The organism is Vibrio sp. Isolate33 (assembly GCF_022397895.1).
GTDB classification, from domain to species: domain Bacteria; phylum Pseudomonadota; class Gammaproteobacteria; order Enterobacterales; family Vibrionaceae; genus Vibrio; species Vibrio pomeroyi.
Map to the genome: position 1 here is coordinate 731,346 of NZ_JAKEUP010000002.1, position 19,351 is coordinate 750,696.

Sequence of the window (19,351 nt, forward strand, 5' to 3'; positions counted from 1 at the left end):
AAAAGGATTCCCCAACTAGGGCGCAATCCGTATAATGAGGCCATTATGGCAAAGAATAAATCAAAATCAAAAGCCGGTAGTAATACCATTGCGCTTAATAAGAAAGCTCGCCACGAATATTTCATCGACGATGAGATAGAAGCGGGGCTTGAGCTACAAGGCTGGGAAGTAAAATCCCTACGTGAAGGCAAAACCAATATCGCAGAAAGCTACGTTTACATCCGAGATGGCGAAGCATTCATCAGTGGTATGACGATCACTCCGCTTACTCAAGCGAGTACTCATATCGTGGCGAACCCAACACGTATCCGTAAACTCCTTATGTCGAGAAAAGAACTCGACAACCTTATCGGTCGTATTAACCGTGAAGGCATGACACTTGTCGCAACCGCACTTTACTGGTCTCGCTCTTGGGCGAAGATAAAAGTTGGCGTAGCGAAAGGTAAAAAGCTGCACGATAAACGTACCGATATGAAAGAAAAAGATTGGGCGAGAGATAAAGCACGAATTATGAAGAGTAATTTGCGTTAATTTTAAGCACTTAAACGCACAGTGCTAGACAGGTTAAGCTTTTCTGGTACTATGCAAATAACACTTGGGGCTGATTTAGGATTCGACAGGAATTTTGAAGTCTGAGGTGCATGCCGTGGGGCGGTTGGCCACGTAAAAAGCCGCAAAAAAATAGTCGCAAACGACGAAAACTACGCACTAGCAGCTTAATAACCTGCTCAGAGCTCTCTTACCCTAGCTTCCGCTCGTAAGACGGGGACCAATAAGAGATCAAACCCAAACTAGCTAGCGTGGCTTCTCCCACCTGAGAGGAAAAGCGCGAATTATAATTCAGGTTAGCCTTTAACTAGCGTGTCGGTTCGCAGGTTGCTGGTGAAATTAAAGATCGACTAAGCATGTAGTACCAATGATGAATGATTTTTGGACGCGGGTTCAACTCCCGCCAGCTCCACCAAACGTTTGGAAAGGGCCAACTCGAAAGAGTTGGCCCTTTTTGTTTGTCTAAAGGTTATGTACTAGTAGGTAAAATATTCAAAAGAACAAACACTTATAACTCTAACCGTAAATGTCAAAAACAGACGTTCAATAAAAAAGCCACACATTCCATTACTGAAATGTGTGGCTTTTTAGAACTGCTCTATTTCGCTTTTAGTAAGTTAAGGCGTTACTCCATTTTCCCTAGAACGTAATCTTCATCGCTACTTACTACCGCGCCGTACTTCAGGAAGTTCTTACCTAGAATCATGCTGTATTCGAAGCGAGAGCGGTCTTGAAGGTTCACTCTCACCTCTTTTTCTAGGTCGCCTAGCTTCACTTTCATTTCTACGACAGGGCGAATGTTAACCTTCTCGCCTTTCTTCGCCTTAATGCGCATCACATCAATAACTGGCTTGGTGAACTCTTGCTTATCGCCTTGGTTGTTCTGATAAGTAAAGGTCACCATGTCTTGGCCATCTTTCTTAAATCGCTTGATGTTCACTGCGTTCATTGAGCTCACATCAGCACCTGTGTCTAGCTTGGCAGGGAATGTCATGCCGTTCACTTCTACTACCTCAATGTGCCCTACTTTAAACAGAGGCTCTGCTTTCAATAGGTAGTCTGAGCGCGTGTTTACGTAAACGCCCTCTTTCGCCATCTTCTTACCGAGAATGAAGTAGGCTTCTTTTTCATTGCTGTTTAGCACATCGATAGCAAACTCTTGTGTGCGAACCTTGCCAGAAGCCGAGAACTCACCACTTACAACTGGACGACTATCATCCCCGACTTTGAGCTTTTTAATGATTGGCTTTGTGACCTTCTGCTGTTCGCCATTCGCGTCAGTTAGGTAAAACTCAACCGATTCATCTTTGCCCTTACCGACAATCTCAAAGCTGTCCACCTTCAACAGAGGCGTGTTTACAGTAAACGAAGCCACTGCCTTGAGAGGGAAATCATCCAGTGTGATGTCCTCTTCCGGTGAGATAATCATAGGCTCACCAGACTCCGCTACATCACTAAAACTCTCTGAACCTTCTGATAAAATGTTTTCAGCACTGGTGTCTATCATGAAGAGTTCGCTAGCGGTACTGGTTCCAAATCTTAGCTGCGACTCACTACTCGAACGCTCGCGTAGGTACACAAGCACATCTTTAGTGGTGTTCTCATCAAGTTGAACTGGCACATAGACTAAAGGTCTCTTCTTACCGCTCACGCTTAACATACGAACCAACGGCAATGTCATCTCTTTTTGCTTACCGTCTTTGTCGAACATATCAAACGTCACTTGTTTGTTCTCTTTGTCTATATCGATGTCTTTTGCATGCAAAATACTGTAGCGGTTCTTTAATGAGAAAGTCGCATTCATATCCATTCCCGAGATAGACACGACCTCTTTGCGGCCAACCACGGTTGCGTTCTCTTGCTCTTGTAAATAGTCGTAACCTGCAAACACCAGTGCGTTATCCGCTAGGAAGGTCTTACCTATCAATACTGGCGCAGAGAAGTGGCTTCTGTCAGTCAAGTTAACATCGGTTTTTAGCTCTTGGTCTGCGATAGTCAGAGACATTTTAATGGTCGGGCGAAGCAAAGGCGTGCTGCTGGTACGGCTGCGAATCATGCTGACACGCTCTAGCGGCGCCTCAACCAATACCATCTCACCAGTACGTGGGTTTTGAACCTTGAAAGAGACCACAGCTTCATATTTCGCAAAGGTGCTGCCATCCCAATCGTCGTAATCAACGTCACTATTGTTCAGCACATCTTCAGTTAATGCCGACATCAACTCTTTGTCTTTGAGGTTCTTATAATCGGCATGTGTACTTTTTACATGAATGTCTTCTGCATGCATGGAGGTGGTTTCGGCACCAGTGTCGATTTTGCCAATGAAAGGAACATCTTTAAGCCCTTGAACGCTAGAGAGATACACATTCTCAGTACGGCCTAATACCGCCTTACCATCGAGTTCGTAAGTCGGGTTTTGTGTAGTGTGTGAAGTGTCTGTAGCCAAAGAATATTGTGAAAAAAGTAAGGTGCTTAAAAGAGTTAGAGCCAAAGGTATCTTTTTCATTAGTTGGTCCGTTGTGATCAGTTCACTAATAATACTGGCGAAAAGGCAATAAGTTCCCCCACCAGCAATGGTTCTCACATAACGTTTACGCTATGACTTTTTCAATGACAAACCGATGACTTTGCGCCGTATTACTTCATCAATTATTGACTAACAGATACCCAATAACCTTTTGATTGCTCGGTATTCTATTGGAGAAACGAATACAAAAAAGGCCAACGACGCGCGTTGACCTTAGCGATTCAAAGTACCCTTGAAGCGAGCTTAACTTGCTAAAACACAAACGGTTCTAGATAAACATAGCACTAAAAAGTCCCGACTGTTTTCTTTGCACAGACAGCGCGAGCTTTTTCTGCGCCCTCGCCTTTATTTTTATTAAAACATTGACGGTAAGATTCGACGTATCGCTCAAATAGCACTTTAGCTTCAGGTTGTGGTTTAGAGAGCAATTGATTGACGAATTTTCTTGATCCGACCTCGAAATGCTGAGTATCGATTGGGGTATTCCAGTCCCCTCCCCAGATCATAAAACCATGATGTGCAAACAGCTCGACCACATCTTCCGCCATGCCTCGGCGTTCAATGTCATTGCGTGCACGAAAGCGCGTTCTGTTTACATAGCTGGTTGCCGATTGCGATGGCTTTACCGTGATGGTTCCGTTGCTATCGAACGCTAAGAAGGGGTTTTGAACTGGGTTGATGTCGATTGCCACACCGTATGCATGCTTCGACCAACCTCCTCCGCCTGTGATAGGCCGAGCATTAAACGCACTGCTGTTGTTCGCTTCCATCGAGGCGTTATCATCACCGTTAAACTCACGCATTAGGCGCGCAGAATGCAGCGGGAAATTACGCTGTTTGAGCGCTAAAAAGATTTGTTCAACAGAAGGGGCGATAACATCAAGCACAATCATGTTCCCCTGCTGCGTTTCACCCTTAAAGTTGACGAAATCAAAGTCCACTTTGGATAGACGATCACAACCAACAGGCGCTCCGCTATTCAATACCTTGTTCTTTTTCATCATGTCACACTGCCATTGAGAGACAGGCGTAACTTGGGCGTAACTCGCCGCACTGAGCAAGGTTGCCAGCAAACCAACAATTAAACGTTTCATATCAAGGCTCAAAACAGTAAGAGTAAAAAGACAGGAAGTGGAAAATAACACACTCAGCCTAACAGAGTGCAGAATTTGCTAGAGCGTTTTCTTCCAATAAACGATTTCGCGAACTCGACCATTCTGATCTTTATCCGCCTTTCCGCCAATATCAGAAAGTTCAGGCAAGCACGACAATGTTGGAGCGTGATACGCAATCAACATCAATATGAATGCGTCATAAATATCATCTATCGCGACATCTTTACGCTTGGTGTTTGAGATTGCTAACGCCACACCCTCACACCATTGTGGGGCGAGTTGCTGAATAATCGAAAGCCTTTCCTCTTTGCCCTCTTGAGTCCGCTTAGAAAAGGTAAGCGGTTCCCCTTTCAAAGCAGCGAACACCACCTCAGGGTGAGACTCTCTGATCGATAAGTTTGGGTGATCGTCGATGAGTTTATCCAACTCTCGGATTTTAGGAACAATACCCCAAGTTTGCTTAGAGAACTTCTTACCAAGCTGCTGCACATTGGCATTACACGCCGCAATATAATCGGTTTGGTAAACCGCCTCACGACACGGCACAGGAAATACTGAAGAACCACGTTTGCTGGTTAGAAAACGCCTTGCAGCTTTATCGCACAAGCGATCTGGAGTTTGTGCGTCACTAAAACCAATCGGCATGTCGATAAGCGCCGTTGAACCAATAAGATCACTCGCCAGCTCATCGAGCGCCTTTACCACTTTGAACACAGGGGCCTGATTATCAGAGACAATCCAAGCGATCCAACCCGCCTTGCAGCCATCAATACCGATGTATTTCATTGTTATCTCTACCGTTGTTTAAAGGATTAAATTTGCGGGTAAACGTGGCGATCAATGCCACTCATTGATCAGCAATCGACTTTTCACACCACGTACCTGCAGACCCATTGCGTCAAACACCTCTTCAAAATCTCGACACTGTGGTGGAATATTGGGTAAAGAAAGGGCCGCTTCAGAAAAGAATTGCTGTTCAAAATGAGTCGAATCACTCCACGCCAATTGCCACCATTCAAGAATACGAGGCTTAGACGCTCGAAGTTTTTCAGCGGTAGGAACTTTGTCACTTTTACTTAGATTCTCTTTGCTTGTGGTTGGAAAGAGGTTCCACTTGTCGTTATTCGGCCAGTAAGCAAAAGGCAGACAGTGATCAACGTGATACTCGTTTTTTAATGACTTTCCACTCCAGACGCTGACAATGTCTACGTGATCCGATCTAAGCTGTTCAACTCTCTTGCGTACGTCACGAGTATCGTGGTTTCGGTCAATCCATACTAAGCAGTCGTGATAGGTCTGTAGTGAAATGTTGCGCTGTCGATTTAACTCAAAACGCTGCATCTCCATCACCCATTGATTCACTACTAGCGGCTCAATCCAAGAATGATAGATTCTGAAACATTCCCATAAGCTTTCATCCAGCGTGAAGTAACCAAAGCTTGCTAAGAACTCGCTGTCGATAACCAGAGATTCTCGACTCTTACGTCGCTGCTGAGGAGGGAGTATTTCAAACAACTTATTCTCTTTAGAACCTTGATAAATAAAGGTCACTGGGCCCGATTTAATAGTGCTGATCGTCTGTGCAAACAACTTCTGCAATGCTTTGGCTTCCTCGCCCAAAAACATGGTACCAATCGCTAAATCATCGGCACTGAGGTGCTTGAGCTTGTTCCAACCATCGTCTTTTACAAAACCTAGGCCTTTACTCGTGTTGCTGTTTTGCTGAATCCCAATGCCTTCTATATCGATATCAATTAGACGCTTAAACTGCCTAACCCAATACAGAGCAACCAAACCCACCGGTAGAGATATTTTGCCATCCGTTCGATCAAGCACGGCACCTGAATGGGCATCTGCGATTCTCAGCAAGGTTCTTAACAATGCCAATTTGTATGTAGCCGACTTATTGTCATTCACAATAATGTGGCGCACCTTGTTTAAATCACCCGAGCCATCATCTGGCAGCGTCATAACTACGGTTTGCCACCAAACCTCACTGCGCTTCAAGGTGTCTTGGCTGTTATCGACATGACGCACCAACAAAGCACTGTTCTTCGATAAACGCTCAAGCTCTTCAACAGAGACCTCATAGCCCTCTCGGTCGTCATGAAACTCTCCGTGACGTAGCGTAATCACCAACTTGCCATTTGGAGCGAGTAAGTTAGATAACTTTCTGAATGCTCGCTCTCGATATGATGGTGCAAGGTGCATCCAAACCGCACTCACTAGTATCAAGTCAAAACGCATTCCGAGGTTTTCAGTGCGGCTCAATGATGGCAGTGAATCATCTACCCATGTAACACTTGGCCCAGTATGTTCAGAGCCTTGCTCGCGTAATGACGCACTAGGTTCTATCGCGATGACTTCAGCGCCAGCCTTTTGCATCCATAACGCATCACGGCCACAGCCCGCACCGACATCTAACACCTTATCGCCCTCTAAAGGCCTGTAAGCTTGCCAGCTTTTATGTACCACTTCGAAAGCCACGGAGTTGTACTGCTGACAAAGTGCATGAGCATTTTTATCGTAAAAAGGAATCGATGAGGACATATACACTATTGGAGTAAGGAGACTAGTCCCATAGTAATGGTGGCCTAATAGGATTACTAGCGGCACATGTAGGTTCAGCAACATCCGTCAACATTCATCATTAGTGGCTGTTTTATATCAACATATCCCTATCGAACTAATCCAAAGAAAAGTGAAATAAACCAGGTGCAAGGTGACACTCGAACAGAGATAATTACTTTTACAACAATACCCCTAACCTCAATCCCTAGCCGATAGAAGTTCAATGACCCAATACTCATACATAGACATCCCATTCAACCTGCGCCACACCTGTTGGTTTTGTGGTGAGCCTTCTGATCACAGCGTTGAGTTTCCTAAAACTGCTCAGCTTTTTGCCAAGGTTGGTCATGTGCCGATAGCGCTACCAGCGTGTAAAGAGTGCGCGAGTGTTAAGTACGCGAAAGACCTGACTTCGATTTGGTCGGTGCGCGACCAGATAAAGCATGCACTCATAGATAAGTATGCCAAGCACTTAGGCATTGGTGAGAACTGGACTGAGCAAGAGCTGATAGACAGCGAGTTTACAGGCTCGACACTTGGCGGTTTTGGGCGCAGCGCTTGGAAGATGTATCAAATCGCCAAGCAGCGAGTCGAGTATCAAGGCTGGCCTTTGTCGGTTGATAACACCGCGATTGAGGCCTACGACGAAACTAGTGGCTTTGAATTTGAAGGCACTCGTTATGCTTCAATTCATTCTTGTATCGACTATTTCACCAAGGCTGCAGGCGTAGACAAAGAACTGCTGTCTGAGCTGGTCAATATTGTTTCATCAGAAAGATTTAGCTACGCACTGAGAATTGCGAAGCTGAATAAGAATGTCTCGAATACCAAGCGCTTGGCGATCATCGACGAGGTGCTGCTACAAGAATCTGAACAACAAGAGATTTTGCTAGAACAGGCTAATGCGATGTTTAACCCAAATATCGAAGAAGTCTCGGTTGCAGGTTCAACAGCTCCAGTGTTTGCGATTCAATGGGCAATCGCAAACAAGGTGGAAGATTTAGCTCACCTATGTGCGCTTGAAGATGATTATTTTGATTATTTTGAACACCTTGGTGGCCCCGCGGCTTTCATGTCTTACAACGGCCTTCAACTCTATTTAGAGGCGCGCCAAGATCCTGAATGGGCAGCAAAAGCCGACCCAAATAAACAATATTGGTTATCATGAACCATTACTGGTGAACACGTGTAAGCTCGATCTGCACGTCTAATACCGATTGTTAGTCATTGTTTTATATAAAGATATAAAAAAGGCCTCTAGCACAGTTAATTGTTGCAATTCGGTTAAATAGAGTGAAAACTTCAACTATCTAAAACTATTTAATCGCTGCATCCTTGCAGTGAATAAGGAGTGAGTTGTGCTTGCTGTTCTTCGTATTATCTTAGCTACGGTGTTTATTATTTTCACCACTTTATGTGCTTTTGTTTACTGCTTGTTTAGCCCCAAGAACCCTAAGCATGTGTACGTTTTCTGTCGTTGGTTCAATCAACTACAAAAGATAGTTGGTGTAAAACTGGTTCAGCGCGGCCTAGAGAATGCGCCAACACCAGAAAAAAGCGTGTATATCTCTAACCACCAAAGCATATTGGATTTTGTCACCGACCCTGGAATGCTAAGACCACGCACCGTTTCTTTAGGAAAGCGCGATTTGTTGGTGGTGCCGTTTTTTGGGCTTCTGTATTGGATCACGGGGAACATTTTGATCAACCGTGAAGACAAGTCGAAAGCGCGCGATACCATTAAACAAGTGGCAGAAGCGATTCATCAACGAGATCTATCTGTGTGGGTTTACCCTGAAGGAACTCGTAGTAAAGGCCGCGGGCTATTGCCTTTCAAAACGGGCGCTTTCCGAATGGCGATTGAGGCGGGTGTGCCTATCACCCCTATGTGCACGAGCACCACTCACAACAAAATCGACTTTAACCGATTAAACAACGGCATTGTGATTACCGAGATGCTTGAACCTATTGATGTGTCTGGATACAAACTGAGTGACGCTAGAGAGCTGGCCAATCACTGCCATGCGCTAATGGCTGAGAAGATTGCAGAGCTTGATGCTGAAGTCGCTAGATTGGAATCACAACAAAACCCAGAGCTCGATTCAGACCGTTCTTCTACTAACTAACTCGCAACGAACACACTGAGTCATCGCTCAGTTACTTAAAAAGATACTCAACGATCGCAACTCTCATTGTTCTTGTTTTACTTGCTGACACTTATCCGCAGAATAAAACGCGGGAAACGGCATAGAGCAATGGGAGTAAACGATGGAAGTAATTCACCATGGCGGTAAACATACGGTCACAGGATCTTGTCACGAGTTAAGAGATTCAGGCCAATCGGTGCTCATCGATTGTGGCCTCTTTCAAGGTTCGGACGCACGCCCTCTTGATATCGATTTTGAAACATCCCACCTCAATGCTCTACTGCTAACTCATACTCACATTGACCATATCGGGCGACTGCCTTGGTTGCTCGCCAGTGGCTTTAATCAACCGATTTATTGCACTCAAGCGACCGCTGAACTTGCCCCTTTAATGATTGAAGACGGACTAAAGCTGCAAGGGCTCAGTCATAAACAATCCAAACTCATCCTTAAAAAGATTCATTCGTTAATTGCGCCCAAGCCTTATGGAGATTGGTTTCCTATCATCTCTAAACCGCAAAACAACGGAAAGGATCATTATAGGCCAAATACTATTTATGCTCGTTTTCAACCTGCTGGACATATCTTAGGTTCTGCCTATATCGAGATAAAGTTATCTAATCAAGAAGTAGTGGTGTTTTCTGGGGACTTAGGGCCAAGCAACACACCCTTGCTTCCTGACCCTATGCCGCCACAACAAGCCGACTATCTGTTTATCGAATCCACTTATGGCACAAGTACACATGATGATATTGCAACACGAGCAGAGCGTCTTAAAGCAATCATTGATCGTTCACTACTCGATGGCGGTGTCATCCTAATTCCGGCGTTCAGTATCGGTCGAACACAAGAGCTGTTATTTGATATCGAACACCTGATCTTTGAGCATCAACTCAGCGCCGATATTCCTATCATCCTCGATTCTCCTATGGCAGAGAAAGTGACACGTTCCTATCGACGCTTTAAAGAACTCTGGGGACAAGAAGCAAAGCAACGCCTAGAACTGAAACGTCACCCACTGGTATTTGAGCAATGTATTACTGTTGATGGACATAGAATGCATAAGAAAATCGTTAATCGCCTTAAGTCGACAGGTGAACCCGCGATTGTGGTCGCGGCATCTGGAATGTGTCAGGGTGGCAGGATAATGAACTACTTATCCGCCTTACTTCCAGATAAACGAACCGATGTGACTCTGGCAGGATACCAAGCTCATGGAACCCTTGGAAGAGAGCTTCAACAAGGTGAAACGCAGGTTTCAATCGACAACAAACAAGTGGAAGTGAATGCTCAGATTCATGGCATGTCTGGCTACTCGGCTCACGCCGATAAAGAGGATCTCAATCGATTTATTACTGGCATTCCTGTTAAACCAAAAGAGCTGCATTTGATACATGGCGAACCAAATACTCAGTCTGAATTCGCTCAAGAGTTGCGAAAACAGGGATTCAAGGTCGTTTGAAACAAGTGTCTAATTAGGCACTTTTCCTACCGTAAAGATAAAAACTATCATTTTATCCCCTCAAAAAATGATAGCGCTCTAAAACTGCCTACCTATTCTGAGCAAGTGATATATTCTAACTTTCCCGAAACAAACGTACTCTAACAGCCGTTCATGCTAAATGGTCAATTCGTCTATTTTATCGCCACCCTTTCTTAGTTATCGATCGCGAAAGTTACTTGTTTGTATTAATCACTATTTATTCACTTTGCAAAACCAGAAATAAAGCAACTAGTTGCACTTACGTTTAAATGGAACGATTTCCGAAATAGCACTAAGCGTTAACAATTAGCCCCTGTAACATGCTTTATGTCACAGTAATCCCAATGCGTAGTTAAATAATTTAACACTCAGGTTACAAGTGAAGTATTGTGTTGTTCGAAAAACAATCACAAGTAAAACTAACAGGGAAAATACTCATGCAGTCATTCGTTGATTTTTTGAATGGAATTATCTGGAGCCCAGTGCTTATCTACCTATGTTTAGGTGCAGGTTTGTTCTACTCCGTCATGACTCGATTTGTACAAATCCGTCACTTCTTTGAAATGTGGCGCTTGTTACTTTCGGGTAAAAGCTCGTCAAAAGGCATCTCGTCTTTCCAAGCTCTAGCCGTTTCGCTATCTGGCCGTGTAGGTACAGGTAACATTGCAGGTGTTGCTGCCGCTATCGGTTTCGGTGGCCCAGGTGCAGTATTCTGGATGTGGGTTGTAGCCTTCTTTGGTGCTGCGACAGCTTATGCAGAATCAACGCTAGCGCAAATCTACAAAGAAGAAGACGAAGGCCAGTTCCGTGGTGGTCCGGCTTACTACATCGAAAAAGCGATGGGTCAGAAGTGGTACGCATGGATCTTCGCAATCGCTACTATTTTTGCTTGTGGTATTTTACTTCCAGGTGTTCAGTCAAACAGTATCGGTAACGCTGTAGAAGCTGCATTTGGTTCAGGTGATATGATCGAAACAGCTGTTGGTACATTCAGTTTTGCTAAAATTTTCACTGGTACTGTTGTCGCTATCATCCTTGCTTTCATCATCTTTGGTGGTGTTAAACGTATTGCGAACTTCACACAGATCGTTGTACCTTTCATGGCATTGGCTTACATCATCATCGCGTTCGTTATCATTTTGCTAAACATCAGCCAAGTGCCAACTGTTTTCGCAATGATTGTTGGTGATGCATTCACACCTATGGCAGGCTTCGGTGCTGCAATTGGTTGGGGTGTTAAGCGTGGTGTTTACTCAAACGAAGCGGGTCAAGGTACTGGTCCTCACGCGGCAGCGGCTGCAAGTGTTGATCACCCTGCTCAACAAGGTTTGGTACAAGCGTTCTCTATCTACATCGATACACTTCTAGTATGTTCTGCGACAGCGTTCATGATCATCATCACTGGTGCTTACAACGTTCACGGCGGCGCTGAAGGCGTGTTCCTTGTTCAGAACCTAGCAGCAAACATTGGTGCGAATGGTCCTGTATTTACACAGCTTGCTATTGAAAGTGCACTACCAGGCATTGGTAAGCCATTCATCGCATTTGCTCTGTTCTTCTTCGCATTTACAACGATTCTTGCTTACTACTACATCGCAGAAACGAATATTGCTTACCTACGTCGTACCATCAAGATCCCTGGCATGATGTTCGTACTTAAGCTTGTTCTTATCACTGCAGTTTTCTATGGCACAGTTAAAACAGCGAACCTTGCATGGGCAATGGGTGATGTTGGTGTTGGCTTGATGGCATGGTTAAACATCGTAGGTATTCTGATTATCTTCTTCATGTCTAAGCCTGCACTTAAAGCACTGGCTGATTACGAAGAGCAACAGAAGCAAGGCGTAACTGAGTACACGTTCAACCCTGTAAAACTAGGCATTAAAGGTGCTACTTACTGGGAAGAGAAGTACAAGCGCAAAACGGGTAAATCGCCAGAAGCCGAAGCGACAGACAGCAAGCCTGTAGAGCAGCCTTCAGCGTAAAACGTTCAAACAGTGATATTGCTTTAAACGATAACGATACTTTAGATTCTGTTTTCTTTGAAGCAAGATGCAAAAAAGGGTTAGCCATGGCTAACCCTTTTTTTATATTTCTAAGAAGCGCTAAATTAAGCAGCGATTTCTTGTGTTGCCATTTGAGGTGCTTTCTTCTCACCCACTGGCAGTACTGTGCGGCCGTATTCGTTGTTGATTACTTGTGCCATTGCAAAGTAAATAGCAGAAGCGCCACAGAAGATGCCTTCAAAACCAGCGATAGTGCCGATCAGTGAGCTGCCTGTGAAGTTATGAGCTGCAAGTAGGAAGAACAAGATAGTTAGTGAACCGAATACTACTTGCTTCGCTACTGGGTAGCATAGAGAGCCGATGAACATGAAGCCTGTGAAGATGCCCCATAGAAGTAGGTACCAACCCATGAATGCCGCAGGGCTTGCTGGTAGGCCCATGTAAGGCATTACAATCAAACCAACCAAAGACAACCAGAATAGGCCGTAAGAAGTAAACGCAGTTGTACCGAACGTGTCACCACGTTTGAAACACATAGTGCCCACGATAACTTGGCTCAAACCACCGTAAAAAATACCCATCGCAAGGATCATTGAATCCATTGGGAAGAAACCTGCGTTGTGGATATTAAGAAGAATAGTGGTCATACCGAAACCCATTAAGCCTAGTGGCGCTGGGTTAGCTAGTTTGGTCGACATTGCGAATTTACCTTATTAAAGTGGTTGATTAAAAAAAATCGATAAAATTTGTAAGAAAATTTTAATTGATAAATTGCTTTTGGGATAATCCAGTTATCGAAAACTAAGGTTGTTGAAATGATCACATGGAAAATTAGTTTCATAACAAGCCGTATTGATTCATAGAAACTATCAATAAGCAGATTCCCTATCACGCTATAAAAAGATTCGAGTAACGAGATATGGGATGCGAAAAGAGTCTGTAGATTCGAGTAAGCGGGATAAGAGGAACAGGTCTCGATTGAAGCGTCATTCCAGAACCGAGGAACGAGGTATCTGGAATATCATCTTCGATAGAAGCACTTATGGCAAACAAGAGATTCCCTATCACGTTCGTTCCTCACTGTAGGGAATGACGGAGGTTTATGTAGATGTGGGTAACGAGATGCGGGATGCGAACAGCGCGTTCAGATTGAGTAAGCGAGAAACTAAATAGCAAACACGAGTAATAATAGGACGATCTTTTCGTTACTCGACTACTCACATCCCGTACCTAGCTCTCAGTCGTCATTCCAGAATCGAGGAACGAGGTATCTGGAATCTCCTCTTAGATATAAGCACTTTGGACACACTAGAGAGATTCCCTACTACGCTCGTGCCTCACTATTGGGAATGACGGAGGCTTGCTTAGGTGCGAGTAAGTGAGATGAAGAACAACAGAGAGCGAGCTTTTCGTTACTCGTTTACCCGCATCCCGTATCTATTTATTTGAATCGTCATTCCAGAATCGAGGGACGAGGTATCTGAAATCTCCTCTTCGATATAAACACCGAGGGCACTAAAGAGATTCCCTATCACGTTCGTCCCTCACTGTAGGGAATGACGGAGGCTTGCTTAGGTGCGAGTAAGTGAGATTAAGAACAAGAGAGCGAGCTTTTCGTTACTCGATTACTCGCATCCCGTATCCATTCATCGAATCGTCATTCCAGAATCGAGGGACGAGATATCTGGAATCTCATCCCTCATTTTCCATCTTAAATTACGCTTGTTGAGCTTTAGATTCAGACACTTGAGATGGCACTTCTGAAGACGCGTTTTTACTCGCATCACGCTTGGCTAGTAGTGTCACAACAACCAACTGAGCGACAAGCGCACCTAACACAACCAACGAACTGCCAGTAAAGCCTGCCACGATAAAGCTCACTAGAGCAATTGAGCCGTTCATCAATGCGTAAGGCAGTTGAGTCTTAAAGTGCTCAAACTGATCACAACCAGCCCCTGTTGAAGAAAGAATGGTGGTTTCAGAGATCGGTGAGCAGTGATCACCAAACAAGCCGCCAGAAAGTACAGCGCCAATCGCAACCAGAAGCGGCGCATCAATCGCGAGCGCTGTTGGGATAACCAATGGCATCATTATCGCGAAGGTTCCCCATGAAGAGCCCGTTGCAAATGAGATGATAGCCGACAACAAGAAGGCAACGGCAGGCACTAACCAGTAAGGGAAACCGCTCTGCGCTTGCTCTGCAATATATGCGGCCGCACCTAACTCTTTACCAATGGTGCTTAACGCCCACGCCAGTACCAAGATAATCGCAACAGGCATCATGTTACCCATGCCTTTTAGGTATACAGAAACGCCATCCGACAGTTTTCTCACGCCGTAGTAAGCCATCAACGAGATCAAGGTAATCGCGGCAAAGAAATAAGCCGATGATAAAGCCGCTCTGAATGAAGAACCTGCAACCTTTTGGAATGGGAAGCCTTGTGGGACTAACATGGCACACAACACCACCAACATCACTAACAGTGGTGCCCAAACAAAAGATGCCTTTGCATTTTTATGCGAGAAAGGATTAAGTGATTCGCTATTCACGCCAGAGTTGATTCCCACTTGGCAATCACGCTCGGCTTTTGCCATTGGCCCAAAGTCTAAACCTTTAACTGAAACTAAAGGAACAATGAAAATCGCTAAGAATGCGTAGAACTGGAAAGGAATCGCACCGATAAAGGCATCCCAGTCAGACATGTTGACATTCAAGGCGGTAAACTCTTTTTGAATCAGACTCATGATGTAAACGCCCCACCCGATAAAAGGGATAAGAATCGCGACAGGTGATGATGTTGAGTCGATGATGAATGCTAGCTTCTGTCTAGAAAGTTTCAGTTTATCGAAAAGGGGACGAAAGACAGGACCAACAATTAACGGAGTACCTAAGTCAGAGAAAAATATCACGATTCCTCCAAACCATGCAGACAATTGAGCTTGGCACTTATTGCTTACCCACTCAGTCACACGCTTGGCAAACGCAACGCCACCGCCCGATTTCTCCATCAAGGCAACAAAGCCTCCGATGAACACCAACAGCATAATCACGCCAGCGTTGTAGCTATCAGTAAGTTGAGGGACTAGGTAACCTTTAACCATGGTACCAAACGTATCAAGCGGATTGAGTTCGCTAAACATGCCAGTTAGCATCGCAACGCCACTTAGCACGCCAGCAAAAAGGCCTATCACCACATTCCTTGTCGCCAACGACAACACCAAAGTAATCACAATGGGGATGAGTGACGTGATATCTGTCTGTTCCATAGGTACACCTTAACCCTAAAAATAAAGAATAAATATAAATTAAATTTGAATATAAATTCACAGCCACAATTTGTACAGGACTTTATTCTCTAACCGGATAATTAGTCTTTAAATACGCTTTAACATAGCCTAATAGACCAATCGACCTTCTTAGGTAGCCAAGTTCGAAACGAAAAAAAGCCGAAAGTAGAAACTTTCGGCTTTTGATTATTTATATCGCTACAGCGTAATACTGAACTCGTCGTTTAAACCACGGTTCCGATATTCAGACTATCAATTACAACTGATTTCATCCCAGAACCAATTCGACTGAACTGGGCTTTCCCAAACACCCGGACCATTTTTAGCCACGAAGCACTTGCCGTTATGTGTCACTTTGTCACCGTTACTTACTTGGCTAACTCCCTCCTCCCATGTAATAAACACCGATGGGTCAACAACGACAGGTGGCTCAGTTACTGGCGGATCAACTGGTGTTGGGTCTACCGGAGCAGGATCAACAGGAGCTGGGTCAGTCACGACAGGTGGTGTTGGCTCACCTGCCACTAATTTCCAAGGGCCGCCATTGGCAGGGTCATCCCCTTGCGTCCACCATTTAGCTTCATAAGTTGCGCCATTGTAAGTCACTTGATCGCCAGCGTTGTAAACCTTAGTCACACTCCAACCATTGCCACCAGGATCGGTTCCTGGGTCTACCGGATCAAGCTTGTCGACTACCTTCACTTCCGGCCAACTCGCATGAGAGCCATAGAAGTTGGTCACACACTTCTCGTAATCTCCAGCGACCAACGCTGAATAAGCGGTTTGGAAGCCAACAAGCTCACATTCAAATGAATAGCCTTCTGGGCGATCTGCGTAGTATTTCCAGTTACCATCCCAGTTGGTGTACAGCACGTCAGTAGCACCGTTGAGGTTCAAGCTTCCATAAGGCGTTTGCTGCCAACAGGTATTCGCTTCATCTGCCTCTACAGGAATTTCATAGTGCGCCGCGAGTCCTTCCCAGTAACGAATGCGGTTAACTGGCTGGCCTTTGTCTTTATTCTGTTCACCACACTCAATACCACCGTTGATCACGTTGATTGTGGTACCAAAACCATAACTAATCCCCGCATCCAATTCACGTTGAGATGGCGTCCATGTACGGTCGATAACATGCAACATTGCAGGCTTAGGCGCTTGTGGAGTTAAGAAGAACCAGATAGCTGAAGCTAAGTTCAACCATGAGTCAGCCACTAAGCCCGGATTATTCAGTAGTACCGTCGCATCACCATCGAACATCACCTCAGAGAAGGCACCGTAGTTAAAATGGTAAGAAAGCTGTTTAGCGCCACGCCCGAAGTAGCCCTGCCCCGCGGCACATGGCCAGCGTGCATTTTGCCAATCGTTCTGGCCACAACCAGTGGTGTAGCCTTCTTGACCTTCAGACCACCCCATTTCACGAACATGCACCAACGCTTGCTGCCACTCTTCGAGAGCTAATGGGTTATCAGAGGTGTTGTCTATCGCGATGTGACCGCCTGTCTCTTGAGAGAAGTGAGCAAAAGCGGTGATGATGGATTTCTTACAGATGGCATCAGAATCACGGCCGTCGGTGTACTCTCCACAGAACGCAGGGAATTTACCAATCGCACGCAAGAAACGAGTGTAAGTGTATTCTGGTGCCGCCATCTGAGTAAGGAAATCCCATTCAGACTGAGGGAATACACGCTCAACCCGTTTTACGTTTTCAGGATTGGTAGATGAACCGGGCTCAATCGCTTCAACAATGGTGTTCGAACGAGTTTGTAATGCTTGTGACCAGATCGCGTACATAGGATCCGAGGTTTTTGCTTGTTCAGCGGCTTGTAGTGCCGACTTTTCAACAAGGTAGCCATTCGGGTTTTGCGGATCAGGTTGAATGTTCAAAGACGCATGACTTTGTGCTGCCAAGGTGCAGCCCAGTACTGTCGCCAAATATTTGATTTTTAACATGATGGATTCTCTTATCTGTCCTTAATTAAGTCCATCAAAGAGTATGTGGCACGTGGGAAATAGCCTAGCTGTTGTGGTATGAATTTATAAAAAGTGCGAGTGATAGTTTTATGTATAGTTAGACGTAACAACACGTCTCATACTTTCTTGAGCTGATATCTAGTTTCCAACTGATTCGGTTTCTAGGCATTGTTCGTTTACTTTCTAGGTATTGCTCACAGGCCTTTAATGCAATGGATCAATATAATGAATCGTGTCTCGTCCTAAAATACGTTGACAGTATTTCTACTAAGCCAACAGCGTCAGCTGTTGGCTTTTTTCATGCACCTCATTTGGAGTTTTCATCCTGAGACTAAGGTGCGGCCTCATATTGTTATAGGTACTTATAGACTCTTTTACTAGNTGTCTCGTCCTAAAATACGTTGACAGTATTTCTACTAAGCCAACAGCGTCAGCTGTTGGCTTTTTTCATGCACCTCATTTGGAGTTTTCATCCTGAGACTAAGGTGCGGCCTCATATTGTTATAGGTACTTATAGACTCTTTTACTAGTTGTTTAAGCTCTCTGAGGTTTTTACATTTATCAAGCAAGAACTCTTGTTTCAGTATTCCATTTACTCTCTCTGCTAATGCATTTTGGTAGCAGTCATAACCGTCTGTCATCGAGGGGATTATGTTGCTACTTTTCAACTTATCTTGATAAACACCTGAGCAATACTGGAGACCACGATCAGAGTGATGGATACACGAACGATGATATTGACGTCCCTTGATAGCCATATCTAGCGCTTTGACAACATCCGTCGACTTCATGTCGTTGCTCAGCTCGTAGCCCATAATCTTCCGACTAAACGCATCCGTTACCAATGAGAGATAGTGAACCCCTTCATCTGAATGGATATAGGTAATGTCACTGACTAACACACCTTCTGGATTGCATGGTTTGTAGTTCTTTAATAAGTTCGGATGTTTTTTCATCCAATGCTTACTGTTTGTCGTTTTTGTAAAACTACGTTTAGGTCTGATCAATAATTGTTCATCACGTAAGTAGTTGAAAAGAGCATCTCGACCTAGCTTGATACCTTGTGCTTGCAACTTTGGTTTAAGCAAAAAGTAGAGTTTTCTAGTACCAACCCGAGGCATATAACGTCTAAGATCTAACACCATTTTTTTGATGGGTCTAAGTTCCAACTGGCGATGAACAGCTCGTTTTTCTTGTTGATAAACGCTTTGTCTCGTTATCCCGCATAACTTACATACTCGAACTAAACTTATACCTTCCTGTTTTTGAAGGCTTCTTGCTCCTTGGCGAGATACTTTTTTCTGAGGCTAGTTCCGTGTTCAGCATCAAGAATATCAACCACTCTATTTAAAAAGAGATTCTTTATTTTTTCGTCTTCTAACTCTTTTTCAAGGCGTTTTATTTTTTGTGCTGGTGACTCTTTAGGATTAGTTGATTGGTGCATGGTGTTCATCCTTGGAGTTTGCGCCCAATTCATCTTACCGTGCTTTCGAAGCCAAGTTAAAACAGTTGAGCGGCCTTGGATACCATAAATGGTTTGGGCTTGTTTATATGTCATATCGCCTCTTTCTACAGCGGCGACGACCTGTAATTTAAAGCCTAGTGTGTAATCACGCTGAGTGCGCTTAACGTAGGTATTATTTGAAGTAGTCATAATTCGTCCTCAATGTGTAAACACATTTCAGGACGGGACA

13 protein-coding genes and 1 other RNA gene are annotated in these 19,351 nt (G+C 44.5%); 6 read left to right on the forward strand and 8 right to left on the reverse strand.

The window, feature by feature from the left end:
* The first annotated feature begins 45 nt into the window (after positions 1-45).
* Positions 46-531 carry an SsrA-binding protein SmpB gene (gene smpB, locus L1D37_RS06630; protein ID WP_004735156.1) on the forward strand — a complete coding sequence of 162 codons (486 nt, stop codon included), beginning with the start codon at positions 46-48 and terminating at the stop codon, positions 529-531.
* A 66-nt stretch (positions 532-597) separates the two neighbouring features.
* Positions 598-964: a transfer-messenger RNA gene (ssrA, locus tag L1D37_RS06635) on the forward strand.
* Between the two features lie 210 nt (positions 965-1,174).
* Here ssrA and L1D37_RS06640 read toward each other — a convergent pair.
* From L1D37_RS06640 to L1D37_RS06655, 4 genes are all read right to left on the reverse strand, one after another.
* A complete protein-coding gene (locus tag L1D37_RS06640) occupies positions 1,175-3,055 on the reverse strand; it encodes a RimK/LysX family protein (protein ID WP_239847308.1) in 1,881 nt (626 codons plus the stop codon).
* 305 nt (positions 3,056-3,360) lie between these two features.
* Positions 3,361-4,170 (reverse strand): M15 family metallopeptidase, encoded by an 810-nt coding sequence (locus L1D37_RS06645; protein ID WP_239847309.1) that lies wholly within the window; start codon positions 4,168-4,170, stop codon positions 3,361-3,363.
* Positions 4,171-4,248: 78 nt separating this feature from the next.
* Positions 4,249-4,977, reverse strand: a complete 729-nt coding sequence (locus tag L1D37_RS06650; protein ID WP_239847310.1) for a DUF429 domain-containing protein — start codon at positions 4,975-4,977, stop codon at positions 4,249-4,251.
* Positions 4,978-5,028: 51 nt separating this feature from the next.
* A complete protein-coding gene (locus L1D37_RS06655) occupies positions 5,029-6,741 on the reverse strand; it encodes a class I SAM-dependent methyltransferase (protein ID WP_239847311.1) in 1,713 nt (570 codons plus the stop codon).
* Positions 6,742-6,985: 244 nt separating this feature from the next.
* On the opposite strand from L1D37_RS06655, the gene L1D37_RS06660 reads away from it, so the two are divergent.
* The 4 genes from L1D37_RS06660 (at position 6,986) to L1D37_RS06675 (ending at position 12,377) form a co-directional block, all read left to right on the forward strand.
* Positions 6,986-7,930, forward strand: coding sequence for a hypothetical protein (locus tag L1D37_RS06660; protein WP_239847312.1), 945 nt, complete (start codon positions 6,986-6,988; stop codon positions 7,928-7,930).
* Positions 7,931-8,120: 190 nt separating this feature from the next.
* Positions 8,121-8,888: a 1-acylglycerol-3-phosphate O-acyltransferase gene (locus L1D37_RS06665; RefSeq protein WP_176681907.1), complete on the forward strand. Its 768-nt coding sequence runs from the start codon at positions 8,121-8,123 to the stop codon at positions 8,886-8,888.
* Between the two features lie 142 nt (positions 8,889-9,030).
* The gene (locus L1D37_RS06670) at positions 9,031-10,371 is read left to right on the forward strand and encodes an MBL fold metallo-hydrolase (protein ID WP_239847313.1); all 1,341 of its coding nucleotides are present in this window, start codon (positions 9,031-9,033) and stop codon (positions 10,369-10,371) included.
* 458 nt (positions 10,372-10,829) lie between these two features.
* Positions 10,830-12,377 (forward strand): alanine/glycine:cation symporter family protein, encoded by a 1,548-nt coding sequence (locus tag L1D37_RS06675; protein ID WP_239847314.1) that lies wholly within the window; start codon positions 10,830-10,832, stop codon positions 12,375-12,377.
* Between the two features lie 125 nt (positions 12,378-12,502).
* Here the strand turns inward: L1D37_RS06675 and L1D37_RS06680 are convergent, their stop codons facing one another.
* The 4 genes from L1D37_RS06680 to L1D37_RS06695 all read right to left on the reverse strand — a co-directional run bounded on the left by L1D37_RS06680 (position 12,503) and on the right by L1D37_RS06695 (position 19,311).
* A complete protein-coding gene (locus L1D37_RS06680; protein ID WP_017106470.1) occupies positions 12,503-13,096 on the reverse strand; it encodes a GPR1/FUN34/YaaH family transporter in 594 nt (197 codons plus the stop codon).
* 1,018 nt (positions 13,097-14,114) lie between these two features.
* Positions 14,115-15,665, reverse strand: a complete 1,551-nt coding sequence (locus L1D37_RS06685; protein WP_239847315.1) for a Na+/H+ antiporter NhaC family protein — start codon at positions 15,663-15,665, stop codon at positions 14,115-14,117.
* A gap of 273 nt (positions 15,666-15,938) precedes the next feature.
* Entirely contained in the window at positions 15,939-17,636 is a 1,698-nt protein-coding gene (locus L1D37_RS06690; protein ID WP_239847316.1) for a chitinase, read from the reverse strand.
* A gap of 437 nt (positions 17,637-18,073) precedes the next feature.
* Positions 18,074-19,311 (reverse strand): IS3 family transposase gene (locus L1D37_RS06695; protein ID WP_239847317.1). Its coding sequence is split into 2 segments (ribosomal slippage): positions 18,074-18,939 and positions 18,939-19,311, totalling 1,239 coding nucleotides; the frame shifts between segments, so codons are not numbered across the junction.
* Between the last annotated feature and the right edge of the window lie 40 nt (positions 19,312-19,351).